This window comes from Sphingomonas sp. R647 (assembly GCF_020177055.1).
Classification (GTDB): Bacteria; Pseudomonadota; Alphaproteobacteria; order Sphingomonadales; family Sphingomonadaceae; genus Sphingomonas.
Map to the genome: position 1 here is coordinate 260,088 of NZ_JAIQXT010000003.1, position 23,048 is coordinate 283,135.

A 23,048-nucleotide genomic window follows, 5' to 3' on the forward strand; every position below is an offset into this window, starting at 1 on the left:
TGCCGATGGATTCGGGTGGATGAGCCCGGATTCCATTCGGCGATTTTCACTGAAAATATGCTGTAAAACCAGCTGCTTACTGGACCTTCCCGGACGTCGCCGGAAAGGCCTCTGGTGCCCAGAAGAGGACTCGAACCTCCACGACCTTGCGATCGCCAGCACCTGAAGCTGGTGCGTCTACCAATTCCGCCATCTGGGCACGGGGTAGGCGAGCGCACCTACGGTTGCGTCCCGCGGCTGTCAACCGCCATCGCTCGCAAATTTGTGCAGCGCTTCGATTTTTTCTCGCCTCTCCCTCAGCGTTGCTGGCGGATGCCGAGGACGAGCGCGCCGCCGATCAGGGTTAGTGCGGCGAGCAGCAGCATGACCGGACCGAAATCATGTGGTGTTGCGAGGGCCCAGGCGAGGGCGGGGCCGAGCAAGGCGGGGAGGGTGTTGGTGAGGTTGATCAGGCCGAGGTCGCGGCCGCGGTTCTGTGCGCTGGGAAGCAGCTGCATTGCGAAGCCCGAATGGATCGACAGGAACACCGACGAGCCCATTGCGTACAGCGCGAACGCGGGGGCGGCGATCGACCAGTCGCGGGCCAGGGCGAGGCCGAGCAGGCCGATCGCGGCGAGGGTGGCTGCGCCGAGGAGGAAGGGCTTGCGCTGCCCGATCCGGTCCGACCAGCGCCCGAGAAGGATCGCGACGGGGAGGGGGAGAAGATAGGCGATCGTCATCAACTGGCCGATCGGGCCAACTTGCTGCGCGGCGGACAGATCGGGGTCGATGCTGACGAAATAATAGACGAGATAGAGCGACAACACGTTGCCCGCGATCTGGACGAGCAGCCGCGCGGTCCAGGCGATAGCGAGGTCGCGACCGAGCAAGCGGGCCGGGGCGCCGCCACTCGCGGGCGCTGCGGGACGAGCCGGGACGCGGAGCAACGGCACGACACAGATCAGCACTGCGGCGAACACGAAGCCGAGCTGTGCGCCCGCTCCGGCGAGCCCGAGCGCGATCATCAGCGCGCCGACCGCCGATGCGAGCGGGGAGCCGAGCGCGATCAGTCCGCCGGCGAGCCCCATCTGCGCGCCGGGGACTTCATCCGCCATGATCGCGAACATGGGCGAGAGCAGCGCGTTCACCGCGACCTGAAACAGGATGATCGCGAGGATGATCGCGGCGGGGGTCTGCGCCAGCGCCACCGCGACAAAGGACGCGGCGAGCAGGATCAGGCCGAGCACCACCCAGGGGCGCCGCTGCCTGCCCCGGGCGAGCGCGCGGTCGCTGGCCCATCCGAAGGCGATGTTGGCGATGCTTGCGGCGAGTGCCCCGGCGATCACCGTCGCGGTGAACAGGCCGATCCGCGCCTCGCCCGCAATCTCCGCGATCTTGACCGGCAGCAACAGGCTGAGCAGCGGCAAAAAGGCGATGACGCCGCCTGCATTGGCGAGCGCGACCAGCAGGATGAAGCCCATCCCGCGCCCTGCCGCGCCGCCTGAACCGCTATCGGTCGTCACCCTCTCCGCCCGTTCGGTCGCGTGGATGCGCGGACCGTTTGCCGATGGCTAGGGCTTCATCGTCGCCGCGTCGAGCGTGGTGGTGAGCGTCATCGATCGATCCGTCGCATCGCGGGCGATGGCGACGCGATAGCTGCCCCCTCCGGTCCGCCAGCCGGGCAGGCTGGTGTCGTAATCGGCGAGGATGCGCGGCTCGGCGGTCAGCGTCACACGGCGCGATTCGCCGGGGTTCAGCGTCACCCGCTGGAACCCGGCGAGCCGCATCGGCTTGCCCGATCCGTCGCGGGTTACATAGAGCTGCGGTACGTCGGCGCCGGCGCGCTGGCCGGTGTTGGTGACTGTAAAGCTGACGGTCAGCTTCTTGCCGCCGGTCACCTGTGGCTGGGCGTATGCGAAACTGGTGTAGCTGAGGCCATGGCCGAAGGCGAAGAGCGGCTTGTTGCCTTGCCGCTCATACCAGCGATAGCCGACGTCGCTGCCCTCGGGATACTTCACCGGGAAGGTCTTGAGGCTGAAATCCCCGCCCGCCGCCGGGTTCGACGCGGCGTCGCGTTCAAGCCCGGTGAGCAGGTCGAGGCCGACCGGAGTGGGGCGCGGCGCCTGTGCCTCACGCGCGGGGAAGGTGATCGGCAGGCGGCCCGAGGGATTGACCTTGCCGGTCAGGATATTGGCGATCGCCTCACCGCCGCGCTGGCCGGGGTACCACGCCTGCACGACTGCCGGGACCTGTGTGATCCATGGCATCGTCACCGGGCCGCCGGTGGTGAGCACCACGACGGTCTTGGGCTGTGCCCGCGATACCCCGCCGATCAGCGCGTCCTGATGGTCGGGCAGGCGCAGATTCGGAACGTCGTCGGCCTCGGTCGTCCATTGCGTTGCGAAGACGATGACGATGTCGGCCTTTGCCGCAGCCTCCAGCGTCGCATTCATGTTGCGGCCGTCGGTGAAGTCGACCTGTGCACCGGGAGCTGCCTTTCGCAGCGCGGCGAGCGGGGAGGAGGCGTGGTACGTGATCCGCGCGAACGAGGCGGAGCCGCCATAAGCGAGCGGGATTTCGATCGGTGCACCGCCGACCGAACGGACCTGGCTGGAGCCACCGCCCGACAGGACGCCGACATCCGCACCGCCGCCAATGACGAGGATCTTCTTCGCGCTCGCCGCCAGCGGCAGGATGCCGCCGTCATTCTTGAGCAGCACGATGCCCGCTTCGGCGGCGCGCTGTGCGACCGCGGCATTGGCGGCATAGTCGATTGGCTGGGCCGCGGCGGGCGCGGGCGTGTCGAATGCGCCCGTCAGGATCAGGCCGGTCAAATAGCGCGCGACCATGTCGTTGAGGCGTGGCAGCGGCACTTCGCCCTTCTCGACTGCGGCCTTCAACGGCGCGTCGAAGAACATCGCCTTGTCGAGTTCCTGCCCGGACTGCTGGTCGAGCCCGGCATTGGCCGCCTTCACCGTGGTGTGCACGCCGCCCCAGTCGCTCATCACCCAGCCGGGGTAATTCCAGTCGCGCTTGAGCACCGTGTTAAGCAGGAAGTCGTTCTCCGACGCCCAATGGCCGTTGACCTTGTTGTACGCGGCCATCACCGATCCGGGCTTGCCCTTTTCGATCGCGATCTGGAAGGCGAGCAAGTCGCTTTCGCGCAGCGCGGCCTCGTCGATCTGCGCGTCGAGGACCATCCGGCCCGTCTCCTGGGCGTTGAGCGCGAAATGCTTGATCGTCGACACGATGCGGTTCGACTGGACGCCCGCGATGTGCGCGCCGCCCAGTTCGCCCGCGAGCAGCGGGTCTTCGCCGAGATATTCGAAATTGCGCCCGCCCCATGGGTCGCGGGTCAGGTTGACGCCGCCGGCGAGCAGGACGTTGAAGCGCTTGGCGCGGGCCTCTGCGCCGATCATCGCGCCACCCGCGCGGGCGATTTCAGGGTCGAAGGTCGCGGCGGTGGCGAGGCTGGAGGGCAGAGCGGTGGCGACATCGCCCTTGCGCTGTTCGACCTGATTGGCGACGCCGAGCGAGGCATCGCTTTCACGCACGATCGGAATGCCGACGCGCGGCACGCCGTCGATATGGCCGGCCGACGGGATCAGCTCGTCCTGCGTCTTGCCGCCGGCCATCGGCGGGAACAGGCCATGGACCAGCGCGATCTTTTCATCGAGCGTCAGCTTCGCGACGATCGCATCGGCACGCGCGCGCGCCTGTTTCGGCGTAACGGTGGATTTGGCGGAGGCCGTGGGAGCCTGTTGGGCGAAACCGGCGGTCGTCGCAAATGCGCCGATTGCGGCCGCGGACAAGAGTGCGGCGATCATCCTCGACATCGAAATTCCTCTCCAGACCCGTGCGCCGAGCGTTTCCCCGCCAGCTGCACTGATCCTCCAGACAGCATAGATTGGGAACGTTCACAATAGCAGATTTGCGCGCTTTCATCATCCGAATGCCATGTCCGACCCCGCTTGACAACGTTGTACAACGGGTTCAAGTGAACGTTCTCAACGCGAGCACGAATGGCGTGCCGCTCGATGGGGAGGATTGGGGAATGCGTGACCTTAAGGCGCGCGCGCTTTCGCGACTTGTGATCGGCGTTTCGACGCTGGCGATCGTGACTGCGCCGGCATTTGCACAGGAAACTGAAGCGGCTGCACCGGCCGATGAGGGCGAGGAAATCGTCGTCACCGGCATCCGCGCCAGCCTTCAGGCGGCAGTGGACATCAAGCGTGACGCGCAGGGCGTGGTCGACGCGATTTCCGCTGAGGATATCGGCAAATTCCCCGACACCAACCTCGCCGAATCGCTTCAGCGCATCACCGGCGTGTCGATCGACCGCGCCAATGGTGAAGGCTCGACCGTCACCGTTCGCGGCTTTGGCCCCGAATATAACCTGGTCACGCTGAACGGTCGTCAGATGCCGACGTCGTCGCTCGGCGATGGTGCCAGCGCACCGGCAACCCGATCGTTCGACTTTGCCAACCTCGCTTCGGAAGGCATTTCGGGGGTTGAGGTCTACAAGACCGGCCGCGCAGCCGTCGCATCGGGCGGTATCGGTTCGACCATCAATATCAAGACGCCGCGTCCGCTGGACCGTCCGGGCATGCGCGGGTCGGTCTCGGCCAAGGGTGTGCTCGATACCTCGACCAACGGCGGGGACAAGATCACGCCGGAAGTGTCGGGCGTGTTCAGCACCACCTTTGGCAGTGAGGATCAGTTCGGCATCCTCATTTCTGGCATCTACCAGAAGCGCAATGCCAGCGTGAACACCGGCTCGGTCGGGTTCGGCAACTCGTTCCTGGGGAACGAGAATGACTGGGGTACGCTCGGGCCGGAGGGGCCGAACGTCATCAACCGCCCCGGTGCGACCGAAGTGTACGAAATCCCGCAGAGCGCGGCGTACAACCTCACCGACATCGAGCGTGAGCGAATCAACGGCCAGGTCGTGCTGCAGTATCGCCCGATCGATTCGCTGACCGCGACGCTCGACTTCACCTTTTCGCGCAACCGCGTGGAAGCGCGCGACAGCAGTGTCGGCATCTGGTTCAACTTCGGCGACACCAGCACCGAATGGACCGACGGTCCGGCGGCCGGCCCGGTCTTCTACACCGAGCGTTTTGGCCCGGGTAAGGATCTGTCGTACAGCGGTTCGCTGACCGCGAACGAGACGGTCAACAAGTCGTTCGGCGGGAACCTCAAGTGGGAAGCACCGGGCGGGGTGACGATCACGCTCGACGGCCATCACTCGACTGCGGAATCGAAGCCAACCAATCGCTTCGGGACCAGCACCTCGGTCGGTTCGGCAATCTTTGGCGTGGCGTCGCAGACCGTCGATTTCACCAAGGAACTGCCGGTCCTGTCCTACACCATGCAGCCCGGCATCAACCCGCTCAACGCAGCGCTGGTCAATGCGACCGGCAACTCGTTCCGCAACGCCTATTTCAAGGACGAGATCAATCAGGCGCAGCTGACCGGTCGCTATGACCATGATGGCGGCTTCCTCGATTCGATCGACTTTGGTTTCTCGTTCGTCGAGAACAAGGTGCGTTCGGCTTATGGCTTCGTGCAAAATGACACCTGGGGCGGTCTCGGCACCCCGGCGGATCTGCCCGACGACCTGTATGAATTGGTGACGCTGCCGGACAAGTTCCCGGGCATCTCGGGTTCGGATGGGATGATTCCGTCCTATCTGCGGTTCGATTTCGAACGGATGGTCGATCTGCTTGACGACCGCTTCGGAATCTGTGGCGGCGATGGCAACTGCCTCGCCAACTACGACACGGATCGGCGCATTCACGAAAAGACGATTTCGCCGTTCGTTCAGTTCAACACCAAATTCACTGTGGGCGACCGTGATGCGCATATCATCGCGGGTGTGCGCTATGATCAGACGACGGTGGCATCGTCCTCGCTGACGCCGGTTGCGATTGGTACGTCGTGGGGCGCGGTCGGCGAGTTCAATGTCGTCTATCAGCTCGATGCTCAGGGGGCTCCGGTCCTTGATTTCCAGACCACCAAGGGCAGCTATGACAACTGGCTGCCGGCGATCGATTTCGACATCGAGCCGATCGACAATGTCAAGCTGCGCGCATCGTACAGCCACACGATCACGCGTGCGGACTATGCCAGCCTTCAGGGTGGGCTGACCCTCAATCGCCAGTTCGGTATTACTGGCGGCGGCGGGCTTCAGGGCAACCCGAACCTGGTTCCGTTCCTGTCGAAGAACATCGATTTTTCGGCGGAGTGGTATTACGCACCTGCAAGCTACGTCTCGGCCGGCTATTTCCGCAAGAAGGTAAGCAACTTCATCAACTCGCAGGAGGTCGAGCGCTCCGCGTTCGATCTGCGCAATCCCGCAGACGGACCGCGTTTCCGTGCTGCGCAGGCGGCGCTGGGTGGCACCATCGACGTTGGTGCGATCCGCAATTACATCCTGCGTAACTTCACCAGCGGGGTCGAGGTCGCACGCGACGGATCGGGTAATCCGATCCTTGATGTGAACGGCTATTACACCGGTCGCATTCTTGGCCTGCCGGAAGATGGCCTGGTCGACTTCAATGTCGGCACGCCGTTCAACTCGGACCAGACCGCGACGCTTTACGGCTTCGAGTTCGCGATCCAGCACGCCTTCTGGGACACCGGCTTTGGCGCGCAGCTGAACTACACGATCGTGCGCGGCGATGCCGAGTTCGACAATGCCGCCAACCCCAATATCGGCCAGTTCGCGCTGGCGGGGTTGAGCGACAGCGCCAACGCGGTCCTCTACTACGACAAGGGCGGACTGCAGGCGCGTGTCGCGTATAACTGGCGTGACAAATTCTACGCCGGCGGCAACCCGAACCCGACCTATGTCGAAGCCTATGGCCAGTTCGATGCCAGCATCAGCTATGAGTTCATTCCCGGACTCACGGCGTATGTCGAGGGCATCAACCTGACCGGTGAAGGGCGCCGCGGTCACCGCCGTAACGAGAATATGGTGACCTTCGCTCAGCCTGGCTTCGCCCGCTACATGGGCGGTGTCCGCTTCAACTTCTGACCTCCCCCCCAAGGCCACCCTCGTTCATTCGAGGGTGGCCCTTTTTTTACGGGGGAGGCACAAGTCGCGGATCGGCTGGCGCATCGCGCGGGCCCAATACAGCGAACGGGATTGAACGGTGGAGCAGGCAGCGGTTCGGATCGTCATCGTCGGTGGGGGAACCGCCGGCTGGCTGTCGGCCTGTTTGCTCGCCGCCCGCGTTCCGGGTGCCAGCGTCACGCTGGTCGAATCGCCCGATGTGGCGACGATCGGGGTGGGCGAGGGGACCTGGCCGACGATGCGGCGCACGCTGCAACGCATCGGCATCGACGAGGCTGAGTTCCTCACCGCGTGCGACGCGTCGTTCAAACAGGGATCGCGCTTCGTCGGCTGGGCAACGGGGGCGACGGACGACGCCTATTACCACCCCTTCACGCCGCCCGTCGAAGGCGAAGCGCGCGGGATCGTCCGTGGGTGGCAGGACGCAGCCGCGACGGAGCCCTTCGCCGCTGCCGTATCGCCCCAGCCGCGCATCTGCAGCCTCGATCTTGCGCCGCGCCAGCGGGCGATGTCCGGCTATGTCGGCGCGCTCAACTATGGCTATCACCTTGATGCGGTAAAGCTGGCGGCGCTGCTGTCACGCCACGCGGTCGAGCGGCTGGGCGTGCGCCATGTGCGCGGCCATGTCACCGGAGTCGAGGCGCAGGACGATGGCGATATCGCCGCAGTGCGGCTCCGCGATGGCGATCCGGTTTCTGGCGACCTGTTCATCGACTGCACGGGGCAGGCGGCGTTGTTGATCGGCGGTCATTTCGGCGTGCCGTTTATCGACCGTGGTGATGTGCTGTTCAACGATCGCGCGCTTGCGGTGCAGATTCCAATCGAACCGGACAGTCGCATCGCGTCGCAGACCGACGCTACCGCCCATGATGCGGGATGGATCTGGGACATCGGCCTGCCGACGCGGCGCGGGGTGGGGTGCGTCTATGCGTCGGCCTTTATGGACGACGACGAAGCTGCGGCGACGCTGGCCGCCTATCTCGGGCGCGATCCGGACGATCTGAATGCCCGGCGGATCGCCTTTCGTTCCGGCCATCGCGCCCGGTTCTGGGAGCGCAACTGCGTGGCGGTGGGGCTGTCCGCAGGCTTCCTTGAACCGCTCGAAGCCTCGGCGATCGTGCTGATCGAATTGTCGCTCGACGCGCTGGTCGACAATTTCCCCGTGAACCGCGCCGCGATGGACATTCAGGCGCGGCGCTTCAACGACCTGTTCCGTTACCGCTGGGACCGGATCGTCGAGTTTCTGAAGCTCCATTATGTGCCGAGCCGCCGGACCGAGCCCTATTGGCGCGCGCATCGCGATGCGGCGTCGATCCCCGATCGGCTGGTGGAGCTGCTGACCCTGTGGCGACACCAGCCGCCGTCACAGGCGGATTTTCCGGCGATCGACGAGATTTTCCCCGCCGCCAGCTATCAATATGTCCTGTACGGCATGGGCCATTCAGTGCCGTCCGACGGGCCATTGGCGGTTGATGCCGATGCGGCGGTTCGCGCCATGGCCCAGGCCGCACAGCGCGGTCGCGCGCTCGCCGCCAGCCTTCCCACCAACCGCGCCTATCTTGACGCGCTGCGCGCCGCCGCGCCACGCAGGGCGCTGGAGACCCTATGACCGATCATCACGTGTTGACCCCGCAAGCCCATGCCGATCTGCGCGTCCGTCGCGAACGCGGCGCAGACTATGGCGATGCGGTCATGTCCTGCGTCACCGTGCCCGACGAATTCCGGCAGGTGCAGGCGCATTATCCGATCCTGTTCCGCCGTAACATCGAACGTGGCGAGGTGGTCGCGGTCGCCCTGTTCGGGTTCGAGGAGGGCGAGAATCTGTTCCTCGACGGCGATCGCTGGGACGCCGACTATGTGCCGCTAGCGATGTCCATCCAGCCGTTTCTGATCGGCGGGGCGCCGGGCGCGGCGGGGGACAAGCAGGTTCATGTCGATCTGGCCAGCCCGCGCATCGCCGGGGCGGAGGGTGTGCGGGTGTTCGATGAACATGCGCGCCCGACCCCCTATCTCGAAACCATCGCCGAACAGCTCGGCGCGCTGGATGCCGGATGGCAGGGTGCCGCGAGTTTTTACGCGGCGTTGCGCCGCCACGACCTGCTCGAACCGCTGACGTTCGAGATCACGCTGGACAATGGATCGACCCACCGGCTGGTCGGATTCCATGCGGTGAATGAGGACCGGCTGCGCGGCCTCGACGCGTCGGCGCTGGGCGACCTGCATGCCGAGGGGCATTTGATGCCGCTGTTCATGGCGGTCGCGTCGATCGGCAACATCGCCACTCTGGTCGCACGCAAGAACCGGCGGATGGCGGATGGCTGAGGCCGATTCCGGCATCTTAGAGGGCATTGCGGCGGTGCCCGAAGTTGTGGTTGCTGATGCCGCTGCGCTCGATGCGCAGTTACGGTCCGCGACCGCGCCGTTCGTCGTCCGCGGACTGGTGCGCGGCTGGCCGCTCGTTCAGGCGGGGCTGCAATCGGGCCAGGCCGCACGCGACTATCTGCTGCGCCGCCGCCGCGATGCGCGCTTTACTGTGTCAGTCGGGGCGCCGGGCAGCGACGGTCGGCTGTTCTACGACGCGGCGATGGGGATGAACTTCCAGACCGTTCGCGCCAAGCTTCCCGAAATCTTCGCGAAGATCGACGAAACCGAAGGCGATCCTGCGGCACCGCCGATCTACCTCGCCTCGATCGACGTGCACGATTTCTTTCAGGGGCTGCACGAGGAAAATCAGGTCGATCTGGGCGAGCGAAGCTGCCTTGCCAGCATCTGGATCGGCACGCGCACGCGCATCGCGGCGCATAATGACATGCCGGCGAACCTCGCCTGTGTTGCCGCGGGACGTCGCCGCTTCACGCTGTTTCCGCCCGATCAGTTCCGCAACCTCTATCTCGGCCCGCTCGACAACACGCCCGCCGGGCGCGCAGTCAGCATGGTCGATTTCAGCAATCCCGACTTTGCCGTGCATCCGAAGTTCCGCGAAGCACTGGCGCATGCGCAGGTTGTCGAGCTGGAGCCCGGCGACGCGCTGCACATCCCGTCGATGTGGTATCACCATGTCGAGGGGCTCGAGCCGTTCAACATCCTGCTGAACTATTGGTGGCGCGAAACCTCGGCCTGGCTCGGCACGCCACAGGATGCGCTCAACCACGCGCTGCTCGCGATCCGCGACCTGCCGCCTGCGCAAAAGGCGCATTGGCGCGACCTGTTCGACTATTATGTCTTTGACAATGACGACGCCGTCGCCGCGCATATTCCGGAGGGTGGTCGCAGCATCCTCGATCCGCTGACGCCCGAGACCGCATCGCGCATCCGAACCTATTTGCTGCGGCAGCTCAGCCGATGAGGAAAGACATGACCAAGCGTATCGTCGTTGCCGGTGGCGGCACCGCCGGATGGATGGCCGCCGCCGCCCTTGCGCGGACGCTGGGCAAAACGGTCGCGGTGACATTGGTCGAATCCGAAGCGATCGGCACGGTCGGCGTCGGCGAGTCCACGATTCCGCCGCTCGTCGTCTATAACCGCCTGCTCGGCATCAACGAGGCCGAGTTCATGCGCGCCACCCAGGCGACGTTCAAGCTCGGCATCCTGTTCGACAATTGGAAACAGCCGGGCGACCGCTATTTCCACAGCTTCGGCTACACCGGAAAGGATCACTGGGCCGCCGGCTTCCAGCATTACTGGCTGGAGGGCCGTGCGCGCGGGCACACCCAGTCCTATGACGATTACTGCCTCGAACTGGTCGCCGCGCTGCAGAGCAAGTTCGCGCAGCTGCCCGACAACAAGGTCAACTACGCCTATCAGCTCGATTCCGGCCTCTACGCCCGGTTCCTGCGGCAGATGGCGGAAGCGGACGGCGTTACGCGGATCGAGGGCAAGATCGCCCGCGTCGAGCTGAACGGCGAGAGCGGTGACATCGCCGCGCTTGAGCTGGACGGTGGCCGCCGGGTCGAGGGTGACCTGTTCCTCGACTGCACCGGGTTTCGCGCGCTGCTGATCGAAGGCGCGCTGCACGCGGGCTATGACGACTGGACCCATTGGTTGCCATGCGACAGCGCGATCGCGCTGCAGACGCCGAATGTCCGCCCGCCCGTCCCCTATACCCGCGCGATGGCGCATGATGCCGGCTGGCAATGGCGCATCCCGCTGCAGCACCGCACCGGCAACGGCATCGTCTATTGCAGCCGCTATCTCGACCATGACGCCGCGCTCGAACGTCTGCTCGGCAATATCGAGGGCGAGCCGCTGACTGTGCCCAACAAGATCCGTTTCCAGACCGGTGCGCGGCGCAAGCAATGGCACCGCAACTGCATCGCCATCGGCCTGTCGGGCGGGTTCATGGAGCCGCTTGAATCCACCTCGATTCACCTGATCCAGCGCGCGATCCTGCGCCTCGTCCGGATGATGCCGCAGGGCGCGATCAGCCCGCGCGACATTGCCGAATTCAACGATCAGCAGTTCCAGGACATGGAGCAGATCCGCGACTTCCTGATCCTCCACTACAAGGTCACCGACCGCCGCGACTCCCCCTTCTGGCGGCAATGCGCCGCGATGGACGTGCCCGACAGCCTGGCGCAGAAGATCGAGCTGTTCCGAGAAACCGCACGCGTCTTCCGCCGCAACGAGGAGCTGTTCGCCGAGAATAGCTGGGTTCAGGTGATGCTGGGGCAGGGGATCGCGCCGCAGTCATGGCACCCGATCGCGGGGAAGCTCAACGACGATGAGCTCGACCGGCTGCTTGGCATGATCCGGCAGGATGTGACGCGCACCGTCGCGGGCCTTCCCGACCATGCCGCTTATGTCGCCCGCTATTGCGGCGCCGCTGAGCCCGCAGCTGCCTGATGGCGCGACGGAAACAAGCGGTTACGATCAAGCATGTTGCAGCGGACGCCGGGGTCTCGCTGCAGACTGTGAGCCGCGTCATCAACAAGGAGCCGAACGTCCGGCCCGAGATGATGGCGCGGGTGCAGGAATCGATCGCGCGGCTGGGCTATGTCCCGTCGATCGCGGCGCAGCGGATGAGCGGGTCGCGCTCCTACCTCATCATGGCGCTCAACGACCGCGAGCGCACGATCGATGGCTGGAAGTCGCGTGAGGGCACCGACTGGGTCGATCAGATGCTGTTCGGCGGGATGCTGACCTGCGCCGAACATGGCTATCGCCTGATCGTCGAGCTGGTCGATACGCATAGCGACCATATCGAGCGGGAGCTGTCTGCCGCGATCGCCGCGCTCCAGCCCGATGGCGTGCTGCTGACGCCGCCGCACTCGGCCAATCCCAAGATCATGGCGCTGCTCGATGCGGCGGGGATCGAACAGGCGCGGATCGGATCGCTGATGCCGGGGCCGGGGTTCCGGCTGACGATGGGCGACGACCTTGCCGCTGCGATGGCGACGCGGCATCTGGTCGAGCTGGGACATCGCCGGATCGGCTTCATTTCCGGGTCGCTCGAATATGAACTGAGCGGATGGCGCGTCGATGGCTGGCGCGCGGCAATGGCGGAGGCGGGCCTGTCGACCGAGGGGATGCTGGCGCAGGGCGATTTCAGCATCGAATCCGGACGCGCCCGTGCGCCAGACCTGATCGATGTCGGCGCGACCGCGATCATCGCCAGCAACGACCAGATGGCGATGGCGACCCTGGAGGCCGCGCGCGCGCGCGGCCAGTCGGTGCCCGGCGACCTGTCGATCGTCAGCTTCGACGATACGCCAGTGGTCCGCTTCGCCCACCCGCCGCTGACCGCAATCGAACAGCCGATTGCGGCGGTGACGGCACGCGCGGTCGAGTTGATCATCGGCGCGCGTTCCTGTCGTGCGGCCCTGGACACGCCGGTGGTGGTCACGCCGTCGCTGACCGTTCGAGAGTCGACCGCGCCGCCACGATCGTAACGTCACTGATCCAAAGCGGACGCGATCCGCGCCGCTCTCGATCCATCTCCATTCGCCCCTGTGGCGGGCGCGGTCCTAGGCTGGCGCTCTCAGCAAATGGGTCCGCAACGGATGGGATCATCGCCCCGACGCGCACGTGTTCCGGTAACGTTCCCCGACCGCACGGCGCGGTGGGAGGAGCGGATGAGCGTTGTCAACTCCCTGTTCTACGGGGACAATTTCGATGTGATGCGGGCGCATTTCCCGGATGGCTGCGTCGATCTGGTCTATCTCGACCCCCCGTTCAACTCGAATGCGAACTACAATATCCTGTTCCGCTCCCCGACCGGCAGCGACGCGGATGCGCAGGTTCAGGCGTTCGAAGATAGCTGGCACTGGAATGACGCGGCGGAGAATGCCTTCGATCAGGCGATGCAGAGCGGCCACGCCCGCGCCTTCGACCTGCTCGCCGCCTTCCGCAGCGCGCTCGGCACCAACGACATGATGGCGTACCTCGCGATGATGGCGATCCGCCTGATCGAACTGCACCGCGTGCTCAAGGCGGAGGGCAGCCTCTATCTCCACTGCGATCCCACGGCGAGCCATTACCTCAAATTGCTGCTCGACGCGGTGTTCGGGGCCGAGCGGTTCCGCAACGAGATCACGTGGAAACGCACGGCAGCGCATAGCGATGGCGGGCGCTACGGGCGCAACACCGACACCATCCTGTTTTACGCGAAGGGCACGAAGCCGCGCTGGAACCCGCTCTTCACCCCCTATGATGCCGATTATGCCGCGCGCTTCCGCAACCGCGATCCTGACGGGCGGCTGTGGATGGACGACAATCTGACCGCCAAGGGGCTGTCGGGCGGCGGCTATAGCTATGCCTATAAGGGCGTGACCTCATATTGGCGGATGCCGGTCGAGACGATGGAGCGGCTGGACCGGGAGGGGCGGCTGCACTTCACCCGCACCGGCGGCATCCGGCTCAAACGCTATCTGGACGAGGCGCGCGGATCGCCGGTGCAGGCGCTGTGGAGCGACATCCCCGCACTCAATTCGCAGGCGCAGGAGCGGCTATGCTACCCCACGCAAAAGCCGATCGCGTTGCTCGAACGGATCATCGCCGCCTCGTCCGACCCCGGCGATCTGGTGCTCGACCCGTTCTGCGGCTGCGGCACCGCGGTGCATGCCGCAGAAAAGCTTGGGCGGCGCTGGGCGGGGATCGACGTTACCCACCTCGCCATCGGCCTCATCGAAAGGCGGATGCGCGCCGCCTTTCCCGGCGTTGCGCTGCGGGTGGAGGGGACGCCGCGCGACTGCGCCGGCGCCGCCGATCTTGCCCGGCGGGACCCGTACCAGTTCCAATGGTGGGCGGTCGCGATGATCGACGCGGTGCCGTTTGGCGGTCGGCGCAAGGGCGCGGATGGCGGGATCGACGGCATCATCTATTTCCGCCCCGAACCCCGCCAGACCGCGCGGGCTCTGGTCTCGGTCAAGGGCGGCGAGCGCGTCGGCGTCGGCGTGGTCCGCGACCTCCACTCGGCAATGGAACGCGAGCGCGCCCCGATCGGCGTCGTCCTCACCCGCTCCACCCCCTCCGCCCCGATGCTGCGCGAAGCGGCGGCGGTGGGGCGGTTTCATTCAGAGGCGACCGGGCGGAGCTATGCGCGGATGCAGATCCTGACGGTCGAGGAACTGTTCAGGGGGCGGCGGCCGGACATTCCGCTGGTCGACCATGCGGCGGCGTTTCGGACGGCGCCTAGAGAGCGGGTGGGTGGGGAGCAGGCGGTGTTGTTTTAGGGGGAGGCGGCCTGCCCCAATCCGTCACCCCCGCGAAAGCGGGGGCCCATCTCCCGGACTGTCCGCGTACACCACCGGCAATTCGCGCCAATCCCGCAGGAGATGGGCCCCCGCTTTCGCGGGGGTGACGATGATATGGCCCATAAAGCTTCGAGCGACTATCTAGCCCGGATCAAAAGCCTCGGTCCCGACTCAGGCAACTTGCTTGATCCTAGGTGTCGCGCACCCACGCCGTTTCAACGCGATCGTTCTTCCAGCGCACTTCGAGAATATAGATGTCCATGAAACTCGGACACAAATGCCAGTGGTCCAGAGTAGGATCCCTGCCATCTTCATCATCAGGCCGACCCAGCATCTCATAAAGCTCAGTCCGCGTCTTTCCGACGACACCTATGCGATGCTGCAAGTCGGCAATCATGCCGCATCGCGCTTCGCCCTCGCCGGTCTTCCACGCCGCCGCGTTGAAGGGGCGGGGCAGGCTGGATGTATAGGGTCCCCCGGCAAACCATCCAAAGAAGAGCAGCAACGCGGCAGCCGCACATGCGAACAGCGCCGCGCAACCGAGAATTCGCGATCGCCTGCTGGAATAGGGCATGGTGGATGAATGACATATCCACCGACCTTGGCAAGTGCGGTGGTTTGCCATTCATCTAACGCATTCGCGGAGCCAGCAGTCGTTGCCGATATCCGTAACTCCCCATACACCCGTCCCCAATGCCCGAAGACCTAACCCCCATCCCCGCCGCCACCCTCGTCATATTCCGCGAGCGCAGCGACGGCGCGCCCGAGTTGCTGATGCTCGAACGCTCGGCGGCGATGCGGTTTGCGGGTGGGGCGGTGGTGTTTCCCGGCGGCAGAGTTGATGCGGGCGACCATGCCTTTGCCGCGACCTTGGACGGCGACCCCGACGACCTTGCCGCGCGGGTGGCGGCGGTGCGTGAAACCATCGAGGAGGCGGGGGTGGCGATCGGCGTCGACCTGCCCGACCTGCCCGCCGCGCGGCGCGCGCTGTATGATGGCACCCCGTTCGCGGAGGTGATCGCGGGGGCTAGGTTCGACCTCGCCGCGCTCGTCCCCTTCGCCCGCTGGCTGCCACATCAGGGCGTCGCGCATCGCATCTTCGACACGCGCTTCTACCTCGCCCGCTGGCCCGATGGCGCTCCCGATCCGGCGGTGGACGGCAATGAGAATAGCCTGCTCTTCTGGTCGAGCGCGCGCGACACGCTTGCCGCTGCCGATGCGGGCAAAGTGCGCATGATCTTTCCGACGCGACGCAACCTTGAGCGGCTGGCGTTGTTCAACAGCTTCGATGATGCGGTCGCCGATGCGCGGGCGCATCCGATCGAGACCATCACCCCCTGGATCGAGGCGCGCGACGGCGTGGACCATCTCTGCATTCCCGAAGGGCTGGGCTATCCGGTCACCGCGCAACCGCTGGGCGCCGCGCTGCGGGCATGAAGGCGCTGCGCACTTCGATCGCCGCGATCGTCATCGCTGCGTTGCTGCTGACGCTGGCGCTGCTCGTCTATGCGATGCTGCGCAACCGGCCGCAGGATCTGCCGTGGACGAAGGTCGATCTGTCGCAGCCCGTCGGCATGTTCACCGGGCGCAAGTTGACCGCGCTGACCGACGATTTCCCCGCCTGCCGCGCCGCGCTCGACAAGGCGGGTATCCGCTACACCGCGCTGCCCGCGCGCACGGAGGGTGAGGGCTGCGGCTACACCGACGCGGTGCGCTTGACCAAGGGCGGGGCGCGGCGGATCGGCTTCGCGCCCGCTGACCTCGGTGTATCCTGCCCGGTCGCGGCGGGGCTGGCGGTGTGGGAATGGGAAGTGGTCCAGCCCGCCGCCCAGCGCATCTTCGGTCAGCGCGTCGCGGAGATCGAGCATTTCGGCAGCTATAATTGCCGCCGCATGTATAATCGCGAAGGCGCCAGCTGGAGCGAGCATGCCACCGCCGACGCGGTCGATATCGCCGGCTTCCGGCTGGCCGATGGTACGCGCATCACGCTGATCGGCGACTGGGCGGGGGAGGGGCCGAACGCGCAATTCCTGCGCGCGGTGCGCGACGGCGGCTGCGACCTGTTCGCGACCGTGCTGTCACCCGATTACAACGAAGCCCACCGCGACCATTTCCACTTCGACCAGGCCGAGCGCGGCGCGATGGGCTGGCGGGCGTGTCGGTAGGGTGAAATAGGCTGCGCTACTAACCCCCGTTTGCCCTGAGCTTGTCGAAGGGCCAGTCCTGAGCCTGTCGAAGGGCGGACTCCCACCCTCACCGAGCGCAGGAATGGTGCTTCGACAAGCTCAGCACAAACGGGGTCGGGGTTTCTGCAACTCGCTCAATTCGGCAGCGCCCCTGCCTCAACCTTCTCCACCCATTGCGGGTAGAAGGCCGGCTGGCGGTTGGACCAGCCCGATGCGGTCGCGGCGGCTTCGCTGATCGACTGGAGCAGCTTGCGGCGCAGGTCCGGGTGCAGATGCGGCAGCGCTGCGGCCGAGCAGAAAGCGGCGGGAAGCCACGGGCGCACCTCCGCACCGACCAGCCGCTCATAAAGGAAACGATAGGCCGAGAAGCTGGTCAGCCGCCCCTGCGACAGGTCGAACGCAGTGACGGTGATCAGCGGCGCTAGGAACGGCTCCATCGCATCAAGGCCGGTATCATCGGGGATCAGCGCGCGGATTTCGGGAAGCCGGTCATAGATGTGCGCCTGGGCACGGATGCTTGCCGCTTCGACCACGTCGCGCGACCAGCGCTCCATCGCGTCGTCGCGGTCGAGGCCGATGTCGAGCGCGCGGCGGATATAGCGCTGCGTCGCTGCGGCGAACCCCGCAAATTCCTTCATCTCGGCGAGGGTCATGGCCCCTTCGGCCGGCTTGCTCCGTGCACTCATTGACTACACTCCCACCCCACTCATTTGCCCACTCGCGATCATGCTCCCCGCATGGTTAACGACGCGATAACAGTGCGTCGCCTCGCGTTAAGCATGTGATCACAGCATCTATTGCAACGCAACATGGCTGCGGCGAACCGAGTCAGTCACTTTTGAAACGATCGCGGCGTGCGACTTTTGCGCAACAAACCATGCTGCGCCCGGAACACTGCGACCGAACCCGTTGTGGATGATCGGTTCATTCACCATAGGGCGTGGACGGGCTGGCTGGTCGCACCGGAACCGGATTCACGCGGTATAGGTAGTCGTCCGTAAGCGTCTGTTGCGTCGCAGCGCGCCTCGTTCCGCAAGTCATCGCCCCGACGAAACGATTCATCGGATATACAGGTGCGGGGGGTGGTCAGCCCGCGACCGCCCTGCCAATCCCCATTCTAAGAGATCGGGGAAGGGGTTTTCCACCATGTTTCAGACGCTGAAAGCGCGTTTCGCGCTGATGGCCGCGCTTTGCCTGGCGACGATCGCCACGCCGGCTCAGGCTCAGTTCTGGCAGTGCGCCCCCTTTGCCCGTGCCGTCTCCGGCATCGAAATCTATGGCAACGCGCACACCTGGTGGGCACAGGCCGAGGGCCGCTATGCCCGTGGCGACGCCCCGGTCGAAGGCGCGGTGATGTCGTTCGCGCCGACCCAGAAGATGCGCCTTGGCCATGTCGCGATGGTGTCGAAGGTGCTGAACGAGCGCCAGGTGCTGCTCACCCACGCCAACTGGTCGCGCCGCGGCGGCGTCGAGAAGGACGTGATCGCGATCGACGTGTCGGAAGCGGGCGACTGGAGCCGGGTCAAGGTGTGGTTCGCGTCGAACAACGGCCTTGGCACCTCGACCTATCCGGTCAACGGCTTCATCTATTCGGGCGAGGCGCCGCGCAACAACGCCGCACCGTTCGGTGGCGAGACGATCGCGCAGATCGACCTGTCGAAGTTCGGGATCGAAACTTCGCTGCAGAAGTAAGCGTCAGGCGGCGCGGAAGTTCAGCGCCACGCCATTGATGCAGTGCCGCTTGCCCGTCGGGCGCGGTCCATCGTCGAACACATGGCCAAGATGCCCGCCACAGCGGCGACAGATGACCTCGGTCCGCGCCATGCCCAGCGAGAAATCCGACTTGGTCCGCACGGCATTGTCGAGCGGCGCCCAGAAACTCGGCCAGCCGGTCCCGCTCTCGAACTTGGTCTTCGATGAATAGAGCGGCAGCCCGCACCCGGCACAGGCGAACACGCCCGCGCGCTTTTCCTTGTTGAGCGGGCTGGTCCACGGACGCTCGGTCCCCTCCTGCCGCAGGATGCGATATTGTGCAGGGGTCAGCCGCTTGCGCCATTCGGCATCGCTCAGGCTGAATTCGAACTTCTGGGCCGCAGCCTCGCTCTCGTCCGAACTGCATCCGACGATCATCGCCGAGCCGACGACGCCGAAGAACTGGCGACGGTGAATGCGCATCATGCTTCTCCCTTCATCCCCAGGTACGTGGCGGGACGCGATTTGGTTTCAACCGATGCGACAGACCGCTGCCGGAACCAACGCACGCTCCCGGCTTTCATGCAGCACGGGGGCAGCGGCGAGCGACTTATGGCATTTCAACAGCTTGATCCACCGATCCCGGTGCAGGTGATCGACAAGGGCAAGGGCTATGCCTTTGCCGTTATCGACTATGGGCCGGAGCGCAACCTGATCTGGGTCACCGCGCTCGACGAAAGCGGCGAGATCTGGTGCGCGCCCAACCCGCTGGTGCGGATGCAGGGCAACTGGACGCTGGGCCGCAAGCGCCCCGCCGCCATGCCCGCCGCACCGGATGACTGCGTCAGTAGCGGCTGAGTTCGACCGGCATCGCCTTATAGCCATGGACGAAGCACGCCGCGACGCGTTCCGGCTCCGCGACGACGTTCGGGCGCAGGCGGCGCTTGGCCATCTCCTCCATCAGCACGCCGATCTGCAATTCGGCCAGCCGCGCGCCGACGCAACGGTGGATGCCATGGCCGAATGACAGATGGCGGCGGGCATTGGCGCGATCGACGATGATGTCATTCGGGCGCTCGAACACGCTCTCGTCGCGGTTGGCCGAGAGATACCACAGGATCAGCTTGTCGCCCGCGCGGATGTTCTGGCCCATCAGCTCGGCATCCTGCGTCGCGGTGCGGCGCATATGCGCGAGCGGGGTCTGCCAGCGAATGATTTCCTGCGTCGCGTTGGCGATCAGCGAGGGGTCAGCCTCCAGCTTCGCGCGCTGCTCCGGGAATTGCTCAAGCGCCCAGGCATAGGCGCTCATCGAATTGCGCGTCGTGTCATTGCCGCCGACGATCAGCAGGATCAGGTTCCCGAGGAATTCGAACTGGTCCATCTCGGCCATCGCGTCCGAATGGATCATCATCGAAATCAGGTCGGGGGTCGGCGCCTTGCCGACCTTGCTGTTCCACAGCGCGCCGAATTCCGCCGCGCACTGGAACAGGATTTCGCGGCGCTCTTCCTTCTTCACCGGGTCCTTGGCGATCTCGATATCGCCGGCCCAGTCGGACCAATGGGTCAGCTTGCGCCGCTCTTCCCACGGAAAGTCGAACAGCAACGCCAGCATCTGCGTGGTCAGCTCGATCGACACGCGATCGACCCAGTCGAACGTCTCGCCGACCGGCAGGGCATCGAGGATCTCGGCGGTGCGCTGGCGAATGTCGCCGGTCATCCGCACCATCTCGCTCGGCGTGAAGGCGGGGGCGACGGTGCGGCGCTGGCCGGTGTGTTTGGGCCGGTCCATCGCGATGAACATCGGCATGCGGATGTCTTCGGGCATCAGGTCGGCCACGACGATCCCGCCGGCTTCGGAGGAGTAGAGTTCGGGGAGCGATTCGACCTCGACGATCGGCTTGTAGGTCGAGATCGACCAATAGGGGCCGAACGCGCTGTTCTCGCACTTGTACACCGGCGCTTCGGCCCGCAGCCGCGCAAAGGGTTCGTGCCAGCGATCCTCGCTGTAGAGTTCAGGCCGGGTCACGTCGAGCGGATCGACCGCAGGCGTGGTTTCGGGCGCAAGGGTGGCCATGGCGATACTCTCCCGGATTCTGTCTTTCCGGGAGAGTGAATTAACTTACAGGAATGTCAATAGCGGGGTTTCAATAGCCCCTCCCCTTTAGGGGAGGGGTTGGGGTGGGGCCTATCCTCTGGGCGAGCGGTCTCGGTGAGACAGTCACTGCCCCACCCCCCACCCCTCCCCTGAAGGGGAGGGGCTTAAGCAGCCGCCACCTTCTTCCGCCGCAGCTTCGGACTCCCCGATTGCAGCACCCCGCGCCGGAACAGCCGTGCGGCGATCGTCACGGTGATGATCACCCACAGCGCCTGCCACGCCAGCGCCGCGAAATGCCGCCACAGCTCCGGTGAGTTCGCCGCGCGCGCCGCCATCGCGAAGGGCGAGCTGAACGGGAACAGCTCCGCCGCCGTTGCGACCCAGCTGTCCGGGCTCGCCGCCGCCGCCGAAGCAAAGCCGAACATCGCGACCTGGAAGATCGTGATCGGCAGCGACATCATCTGCAACTCGCGCTGTGTCGCCGCCTGCGCGCCCAGCCCCAGGAACACCGCGCCGAGCAGCAGATAGGCCATCACGAAATAGGCGAGGAACAGCAGCACATAGGCCGTCGTGCCGACCGCCGGGCCGATGTCGGAGAATGCGATCGCCAGCCTGCCGGGCAGGAACGCGCCGACATTGACGACGACCGTACCCCAGAACAGCAGGAACAGGATCGCCACGCCGAACATGCCGAGCAGCTTGCCAAAGAACACGCTTTCCAGCGGCACCGCGGCGGCGAGGATTTCGATCACCTTGTTCGACCGCTCCTCCGCCATTGTGCCGACCACCTGTCCGGCCAGCATTAGCGAAACGATGAACAGCGCGAACACGGTGAAGAACGCGGCCTGACCCTGTCCGCTCGCCGAGGTGGTGGTGCGTGAAATGACGGTTTTGGTCGCTTCGCTCAGCGGCGCATCGGTGCCGGCGCGATTCGCGCGCAGGACCTGATTGGCCAGCTCCGCGAGATACTCGGCCGAGCGCGGACCATTCTGAACATGCAGGATCTGTGGCCGTTCGAACGGGCCGTAGAGGACGGCATAGGTATCGACGCCCTTGCGCTCGATCATTGCCTTGGCCTGCGCGCGCGGATTGGCACTCGGCGCTTCGACGATCAGCTTGGCCGGTTGCTCGCTGGCGCGGAACAGGCGGCGCATCTGCTTGTCCATCGCGATTGCAGAGCGCGCCTGCTCGCCATTGGCAAGGATCACGATGCGCGACTGCGAATCACCGCTCTTCGCCATCGTCGCGGCGCCGAGGCCACCGATCGTGCCGAACGCCAGCATCATCAGCGGCGCGAGCAGGAACAGCAGGAAGGTGGGGGTGAACACCGTCGCCACGAAATCGCGGCGGGCGATCGTCATCGTCTGGCGCACCAGTCGGGTAAAGCCGTTCATGCCGCTGCCGCCTCTTCCAGTGCCTGCGCGCCGACGATCTTGACGAACACATCGTGCAGCGAGGGCCGTTCGATCGACAGGCCCGAAATGCCGTATCCGGCGTCGATCAGCTTGACCAGCAACGCCTCGATCCCCTCATCCGGCATGGTGAAGCGCCAGCCGCCGGCGCTGTCCTCGACCGCATCGGCGGGGAGCAGCGCGGCGATGCCGGCATCGGCGCGGTGCGGCACATAATGCGCCTTGTGTGGCAGGGTCGCGCGCGCATCGGCCATGCTACCCTCGAACCGCACCTTGCCGCCCGCGATGATCGTCAGCCGGTCGCACAGCCGTTCGGCATGCGCCATGACGTGCGTCGAAAACAGGATCGTCGCGCCGCGGTCACGTTCGGCCAGGATCAGCTTCTCCAGCCGCTCCTGATTGACCGGGTCGAGGCCGGAAAAGGGTTCGTCGAGCACGAGCAGGTCGGGCTGATGGACGACCGACCCCAGCAGCTGGACGAGCTGCGCCATGCCCTTGGACAGCTTGCGGATCTTCTGATCGGTGGCGTGGCCGAGGCCCGCAGCCTCCATCAGTTCGACCGCGCGCTTGCGCCCGGTCTTCCAGTCCAGCCCGCGCAGCGCGCCCATGAACGCGATCGCATGGGTCGCCTTCATGCTGGGGTAAAGGCCGCGTTCCTCGGGCAGATAGCCGACCCGGTCGCTCATCTGGCGCGGGTTCGCGCTGCCGAGCATGGTGCGCTCGCCCTCATCGGGCTCGATGATGCCAAGCAGCATGCGCAGCGTCGTGGTCTTGCCCGCGCCATTGGGGCCGAGCACGCCATAGATCATGCCCTTGGGCACCGCGATATCGACGCCATCGACCACGCGGCGGTCGCCGAAGCGTTTGACGAGGCCTTGGGCGGTGACCGCCAATTCGTGATGCAACTGGAATCCC

Annotated in this window: 19 protein-coding genes and 1 tRNA gene; 11 read left to right on the forward strand and 9 right to left on the reverse strand. The window is 65.5% G+C overall.

Features of this window, described 5'->3' with window-relative positions; translation table 11 throughout:
• Positions 1 to 112: 112 nt before the first annotated feature.
• From K9B35_RS08185 to K9B35_RS08195, 3 genes are all read right to left on the reverse strand, one after another.
• Positions 113 to 199: transfer RNA gene (locus K9B35_RS08185), tRNA-Leu, on the reverse strand.
• A gap of 97 nt (positions 200 to 296) precedes the next feature.
• A complete protein-coding gene (locus tag K9B35_RS08190; protein WP_224921338.1) occupies positions 297 to 1,502 on the reverse strand; it encodes an MFS transporter in 1,206 nt (401 codons plus the stop codon).
• 48 nt (positions 1,503 to 1,550) lie between these two features.
• Positions 1,551 to 3,815: a beta-glucosidase family protein gene (locus tag K9B35_RS08195; protein WP_224921339.1), complete on the reverse strand. Its 2,265-nt coding sequence runs from the start codon at positions 3,813 to 3,815 to the stop codon at positions 1,551 to 1,553.
• A 218-nt stretch (positions 3,816 to 4,033) separates the two neighbouring features.
• On the opposite strand from K9B35_RS08195, the gene K9B35_RS08200 reads away from it, so the two are divergent.
• The 7 genes from K9B35_RS08200 (at position 4,034) to K9B35_RS08230 (ending at position 14,727) form a co-directional block, all read left to right on the forward strand.
• Positions 4,034 to 7,018, forward strand: coding sequence for a TonB-dependent receptor (locus tag K9B35_RS08200; protein ID WP_224921340.1), 2,985 nt, complete (start codon positions 4,034 to 4,036; stop codon positions 7,016 to 7,018).
• 118 nt (positions 7,019 to 7,136) lie between these two features.
• Positions 7,137 to 8,666: a tryptophan halogenase family protein gene (locus K9B35_RS08205; protein ID WP_224921341.1), complete on the forward strand. Its 1,530-nt coding sequence runs from the start codon at positions 7,137 to 7,139 to the stop codon at positions 8,664 to 8,666.
• On the forward strand, positions 8,663 to 9,379 hold the full coding sequence (locus tag K9B35_RS08210; protein WP_224921342.1) for a SapC family protein: 717 nt from the start codon (positions 8,663 to 8,665) through the stop codon (positions 9,377 to 9,379). The genes K9B35_RS08205 and K9B35_RS08210 overlap by 4 nt, the downstream gene beginning before the upstream one ends.
• Positions 9,372 to 10,403 carry a cupin-like domain-containing protein gene (locus tag K9B35_RS08215; RefSeq protein WP_224921343.1) on the forward strand — a complete coding sequence of 344 codons (1,032 nt, stop codon included), beginning with the start codon at positions 9,372 to 9,374 and terminating at the stop codon, positions 10,401 to 10,403. Before K9B35_RS08210 ends, K9B35_RS08215 begins: the two co-directional genes overlap by 8 nt.
• An 8-nt stretch (positions 10,404 to 10,411) precedes the next feature.
• Positions 10,412 to 11,899, forward strand: a complete 1,488-nt coding sequence (locus K9B35_RS08220; RefSeq protein WP_224921344.1) for a tryptophan halogenase family protein — start codon at positions 10,412 to 10,414, stop codon at positions 11,897 to 11,899.
• On the forward strand, positions 11,899 to 12,945 hold the full coding sequence (locus K9B35_RS08225) for a LacI family DNA-binding transcriptional regulator (RefSeq protein ID WP_224921345.1): 1,047 nt from the start codon (positions 11,899 to 11,901) through the stop codon (positions 12,943 to 12,945). The genes K9B35_RS08220 and K9B35_RS08225 overlap by 1 nt, the downstream gene beginning before the upstream one ends.
• Before the next feature lie 183 nt (positions 12,946 to 13,128).
• Entirely contained in the window at positions 13,129 to 14,727 is a 1,599-nt protein-coding gene (locus tag K9B35_RS08230; RefSeq protein WP_224921346.1) for a DNA methyltransferase, read from the forward strand.
• A 211-nt stretch (positions 14,728 to 14,938) separates the two neighbouring features.
• Here K9B35_RS08230 and K9B35_RS08235 read toward each other — a convergent pair whose 3' ends face one another.
• Positions 14,939 to 15,322 (reverse strand): hypothetical protein, encoded by a 384-nt coding sequence (locus K9B35_RS08235; RefSeq protein ID WP_224921347.1) that lies wholly within the window; start codon positions 15,320 to 15,322, stop codon positions 14,939 to 14,941.
• 119 nt (positions 15,323 to 15,441) lie between these two features.
• On the opposite strand from K9B35_RS08235, the gene K9B35_RS08240 reads away from it, so the two are divergent.
• Together K9B35_RS08240 and K9B35_RS08245 are read left to right on the forward strand one after the other, a co-directional pair.
• The gene (locus K9B35_RS08240) at positions 15,442 to 16,185 is read left to right on the forward strand and encodes an NUDIX hydrolase (protein ID WP_224921348.1); all 744 of its coding nucleotides are present in this window, start codon (positions 15,442 to 15,444) and stop codon (positions 16,183 to 16,185) included.
• A complete protein-coding gene (locus tag K9B35_RS08245) occupies positions 16,182 to 16,913 on the forward strand; it encodes an extensin family protein (protein WP_224921349.1) in 732 nt (243 codons plus the stop codon). The genes K9B35_RS08240 and K9B35_RS08245 overlap by 4 nt, the downstream gene beginning before the upstream one ends.
• Before the next feature lie 155 nt (positions 16,914 to 17,068).
• Here the strand turns inward: K9B35_RS08245 and K9B35_RS08250 are convergent, their stop codons facing one another.
• A complete protein-coding gene (locus tag K9B35_RS08250; RefSeq protein WP_224921350.1) occupies positions 17,069 to 17,620 on the reverse strand; it encodes a hypothetical protein in 552 nt (183 codons plus the stop codon).
• A gap of 493 nt (positions 17,621 to 18,113) precedes the next feature.
• Here K9B35_RS08250 and K9B35_RS08255 point away from each other — a divergent pair, with 493 nt between their 5' ends.
• Positions 18,114 to 18,626 carry a CHAP domain-containing protein gene (locus tag K9B35_RS08255; protein WP_224921351.1) on the forward strand — a complete coding sequence of 171 codons (513 nt, stop codon included), beginning with the start codon at positions 18,114 to 18,116 and terminating at the stop codon, positions 18,624 to 18,626.
• A gap of 3 nt (positions 18,627 to 18,629) precedes the next feature.
• On the opposite strand, the gene msrB is transcribed toward K9B35_RS08255, so the two are convergent.
• Positions 18,630 to 19,109: a peptide-methionine (R)-S-oxide reductase MsrB gene (gene msrB, locus K9B35_RS08260; RefSeq protein WP_412103449.1), complete on the reverse strand. Its 480-nt coding sequence runs from the start codon at positions 19,107 to 19,109 to the stop codon at positions 18,630 to 18,632.
• Between the two features lie 129 nt (positions 19,110 to 19,238).
• Between msrB and K9B35_RS08265 the strand changes: the two genes are divergently transcribed.
• Complete coding sequence (locus tag K9B35_RS08265; RefSeq protein ID WP_224921353.1) at positions 19,239 to 19,484, forward strand: hypothetical protein; 246 nt, start codon at positions 19,239 to 19,241, stop codon at positions 19,482 to 19,484.
• Here the strand turns inward: K9B35_RS08265 and K9B35_RS08270 are convergent.
• From K9B35_RS08270 to K9B35_RS08280, 3 genes are all read right to left on the reverse strand, one after another.
• A complete protein-coding gene (locus tag K9B35_RS08270; protein WP_224921354.1) occupies positions 19,471 to 20,700 on the reverse strand; it encodes a cytochrome P450 in 1,230 nt (409 codons plus the stop codon). The genes K9B35_RS08265 and K9B35_RS08270 overlap by 14 nt on opposite strands.
• Positions 20,701 to 20,885: 185 nt before the next feature.
• Positions 20,886 to 22,115 (reverse strand): ABC transporter permease, encoded by a 1,230-nt coding sequence (locus tag K9B35_RS08275; protein WP_224921355.1) that lies wholly within the window; start codon positions 22,113 to 22,115, stop codon positions 20,886 to 20,888.
• Entirely contained in the window at positions 22,112 to 23,038 is a 927-nt protein-coding gene (locus K9B35_RS08280; RefSeq protein WP_224921356.1) for an ABC transporter ATP-binding protein, read from the reverse strand. Before K9B35_RS08280 ends, K9B35_RS08275 begins: the two co-directional genes overlap by 4 nt.
• Positions 23,039 to 23,048: the final 10 nt, after the last annotated feature.

What these genes read in the sequence shown, in the direction of transcription:
- K9B35_RS08200 (WP_224921340.1), top strand. Translation starts at nt 4,034, where the DNA reads ATGCGTGACCTTAAGGCGCGCGCGCTTTCGCGACTTGTGATCGGCGTT.
- K9B35_RS08195 (WP_224921339.1), bottom strand. Translation starts at nt 3,815, where the DNA reads ATGTCGAGGATGATCGCCGCACTCTTGTCCGCGGCCGCAATCGGCGCA.
- K9B35_RS08245 (WP_224921349.1), top strand. Translation starts at nt 16,182, where the DNA reads ATGAAGGCGCTGCGCACTTCGATCGCCGCGATCGTCATCGCTGCGTTG.
- msrB (WP_412103449.1), bottom strand. Translation starts at nt 19,109, where the DNA reads ATGCGCATTCACCGTCGCCAGTTCTTCGGCGTCGTCGGCTCGGCGATG.
- K9B35_RS08220 (WP_224921344.1), top strand. Translation starts at nt 10,412, where the DNA reads ATGACCAAGCGTATCGTCGTTGCCGGTGGCGGCACCGCCGGATGGATG.
- K9B35_RS08255 (WP_224921351.1), top strand. Translation starts at nt 18,114, where the DNA reads ATGGCCGCGCTTTGCCTGGCGACGATCGCCACGCCGGCTCAGGCTCAG.
- K9B35_RS08225 (WP_224921345.1), top strand. Translation starts at nt 11,899, where the DNA reads ATGGCGCGACGGAAACAAGCGGTTACGATCAAGCATGTTGCAGCGGAC.
- K9B35_RS08275 (WP_224921355.1), bottom strand. Translation starts at nt 22,115, where the DNA reads ATGAACGGCTTTACCCGACTGGTGCGCCAGACGATGACGATCGCCCGC.
- K9B35_RS08230 (WP_224921346.1), top strand. Translation starts at nt 13,129, where the DNA reads ATGAGCGTTGTCAACTCCCTGTTCTACGGGGACAATTTCGATGTGATG.
- K9B35_RS08235 (WP_224921347.1), bottom strand. Translation starts at nt 15,322, where the DNA reads ATGCCCTATTCCAGCAGGCGATCGCGAATTCTCGGTTGCGCGGCGCTG.
- K9B35_RS08210 (WP_224921342.1), top strand. Translation starts at nt 8,663, where the DNA reads ATGACCGATCATCACGTGTTGACCCCGCAAGCCCATGCCGATCTGCGC.
- K9B35_RS08270 (WP_224921354.1), bottom strand. Translation starts at nt 20,700, where the DNA reads ATGGCCACCCTTGCGCCCGAAACCACGCCTGCGGTCGATCCGCTCGAC.
- K9B35_RS08215 (WP_224921343.1), top strand. Translation starts at nt 9,372, where the DNA reads ATGGCTGAGGCCGATTCCGGCATCTTAGAGGGCATTGCGGCGGTGCCC.
- K9B35_RS08250 (WP_224921350.1), bottom strand. Translation starts at nt 17,620, where the DNA reads ATGAGTGCACGGAGCAAGCCGGCCGAAGGGGCCATGACCCTCGCCGAG.
- K9B35_RS08240 (WP_224921348.1), top strand. Translation starts at nt 15,442, where the DNA reads ATGCCCGAAGACCTAACCCCCATCCCCGCCGCCACCCTCGTCATATTC.
- K9B35_RS08265 (WP_224921353.1), top strand. Translation starts at nt 19,239, where the DNA reads ATGGCATTTCAACAGCTTGATCCACCGATCCCGGTGCAGGTGATCGAC.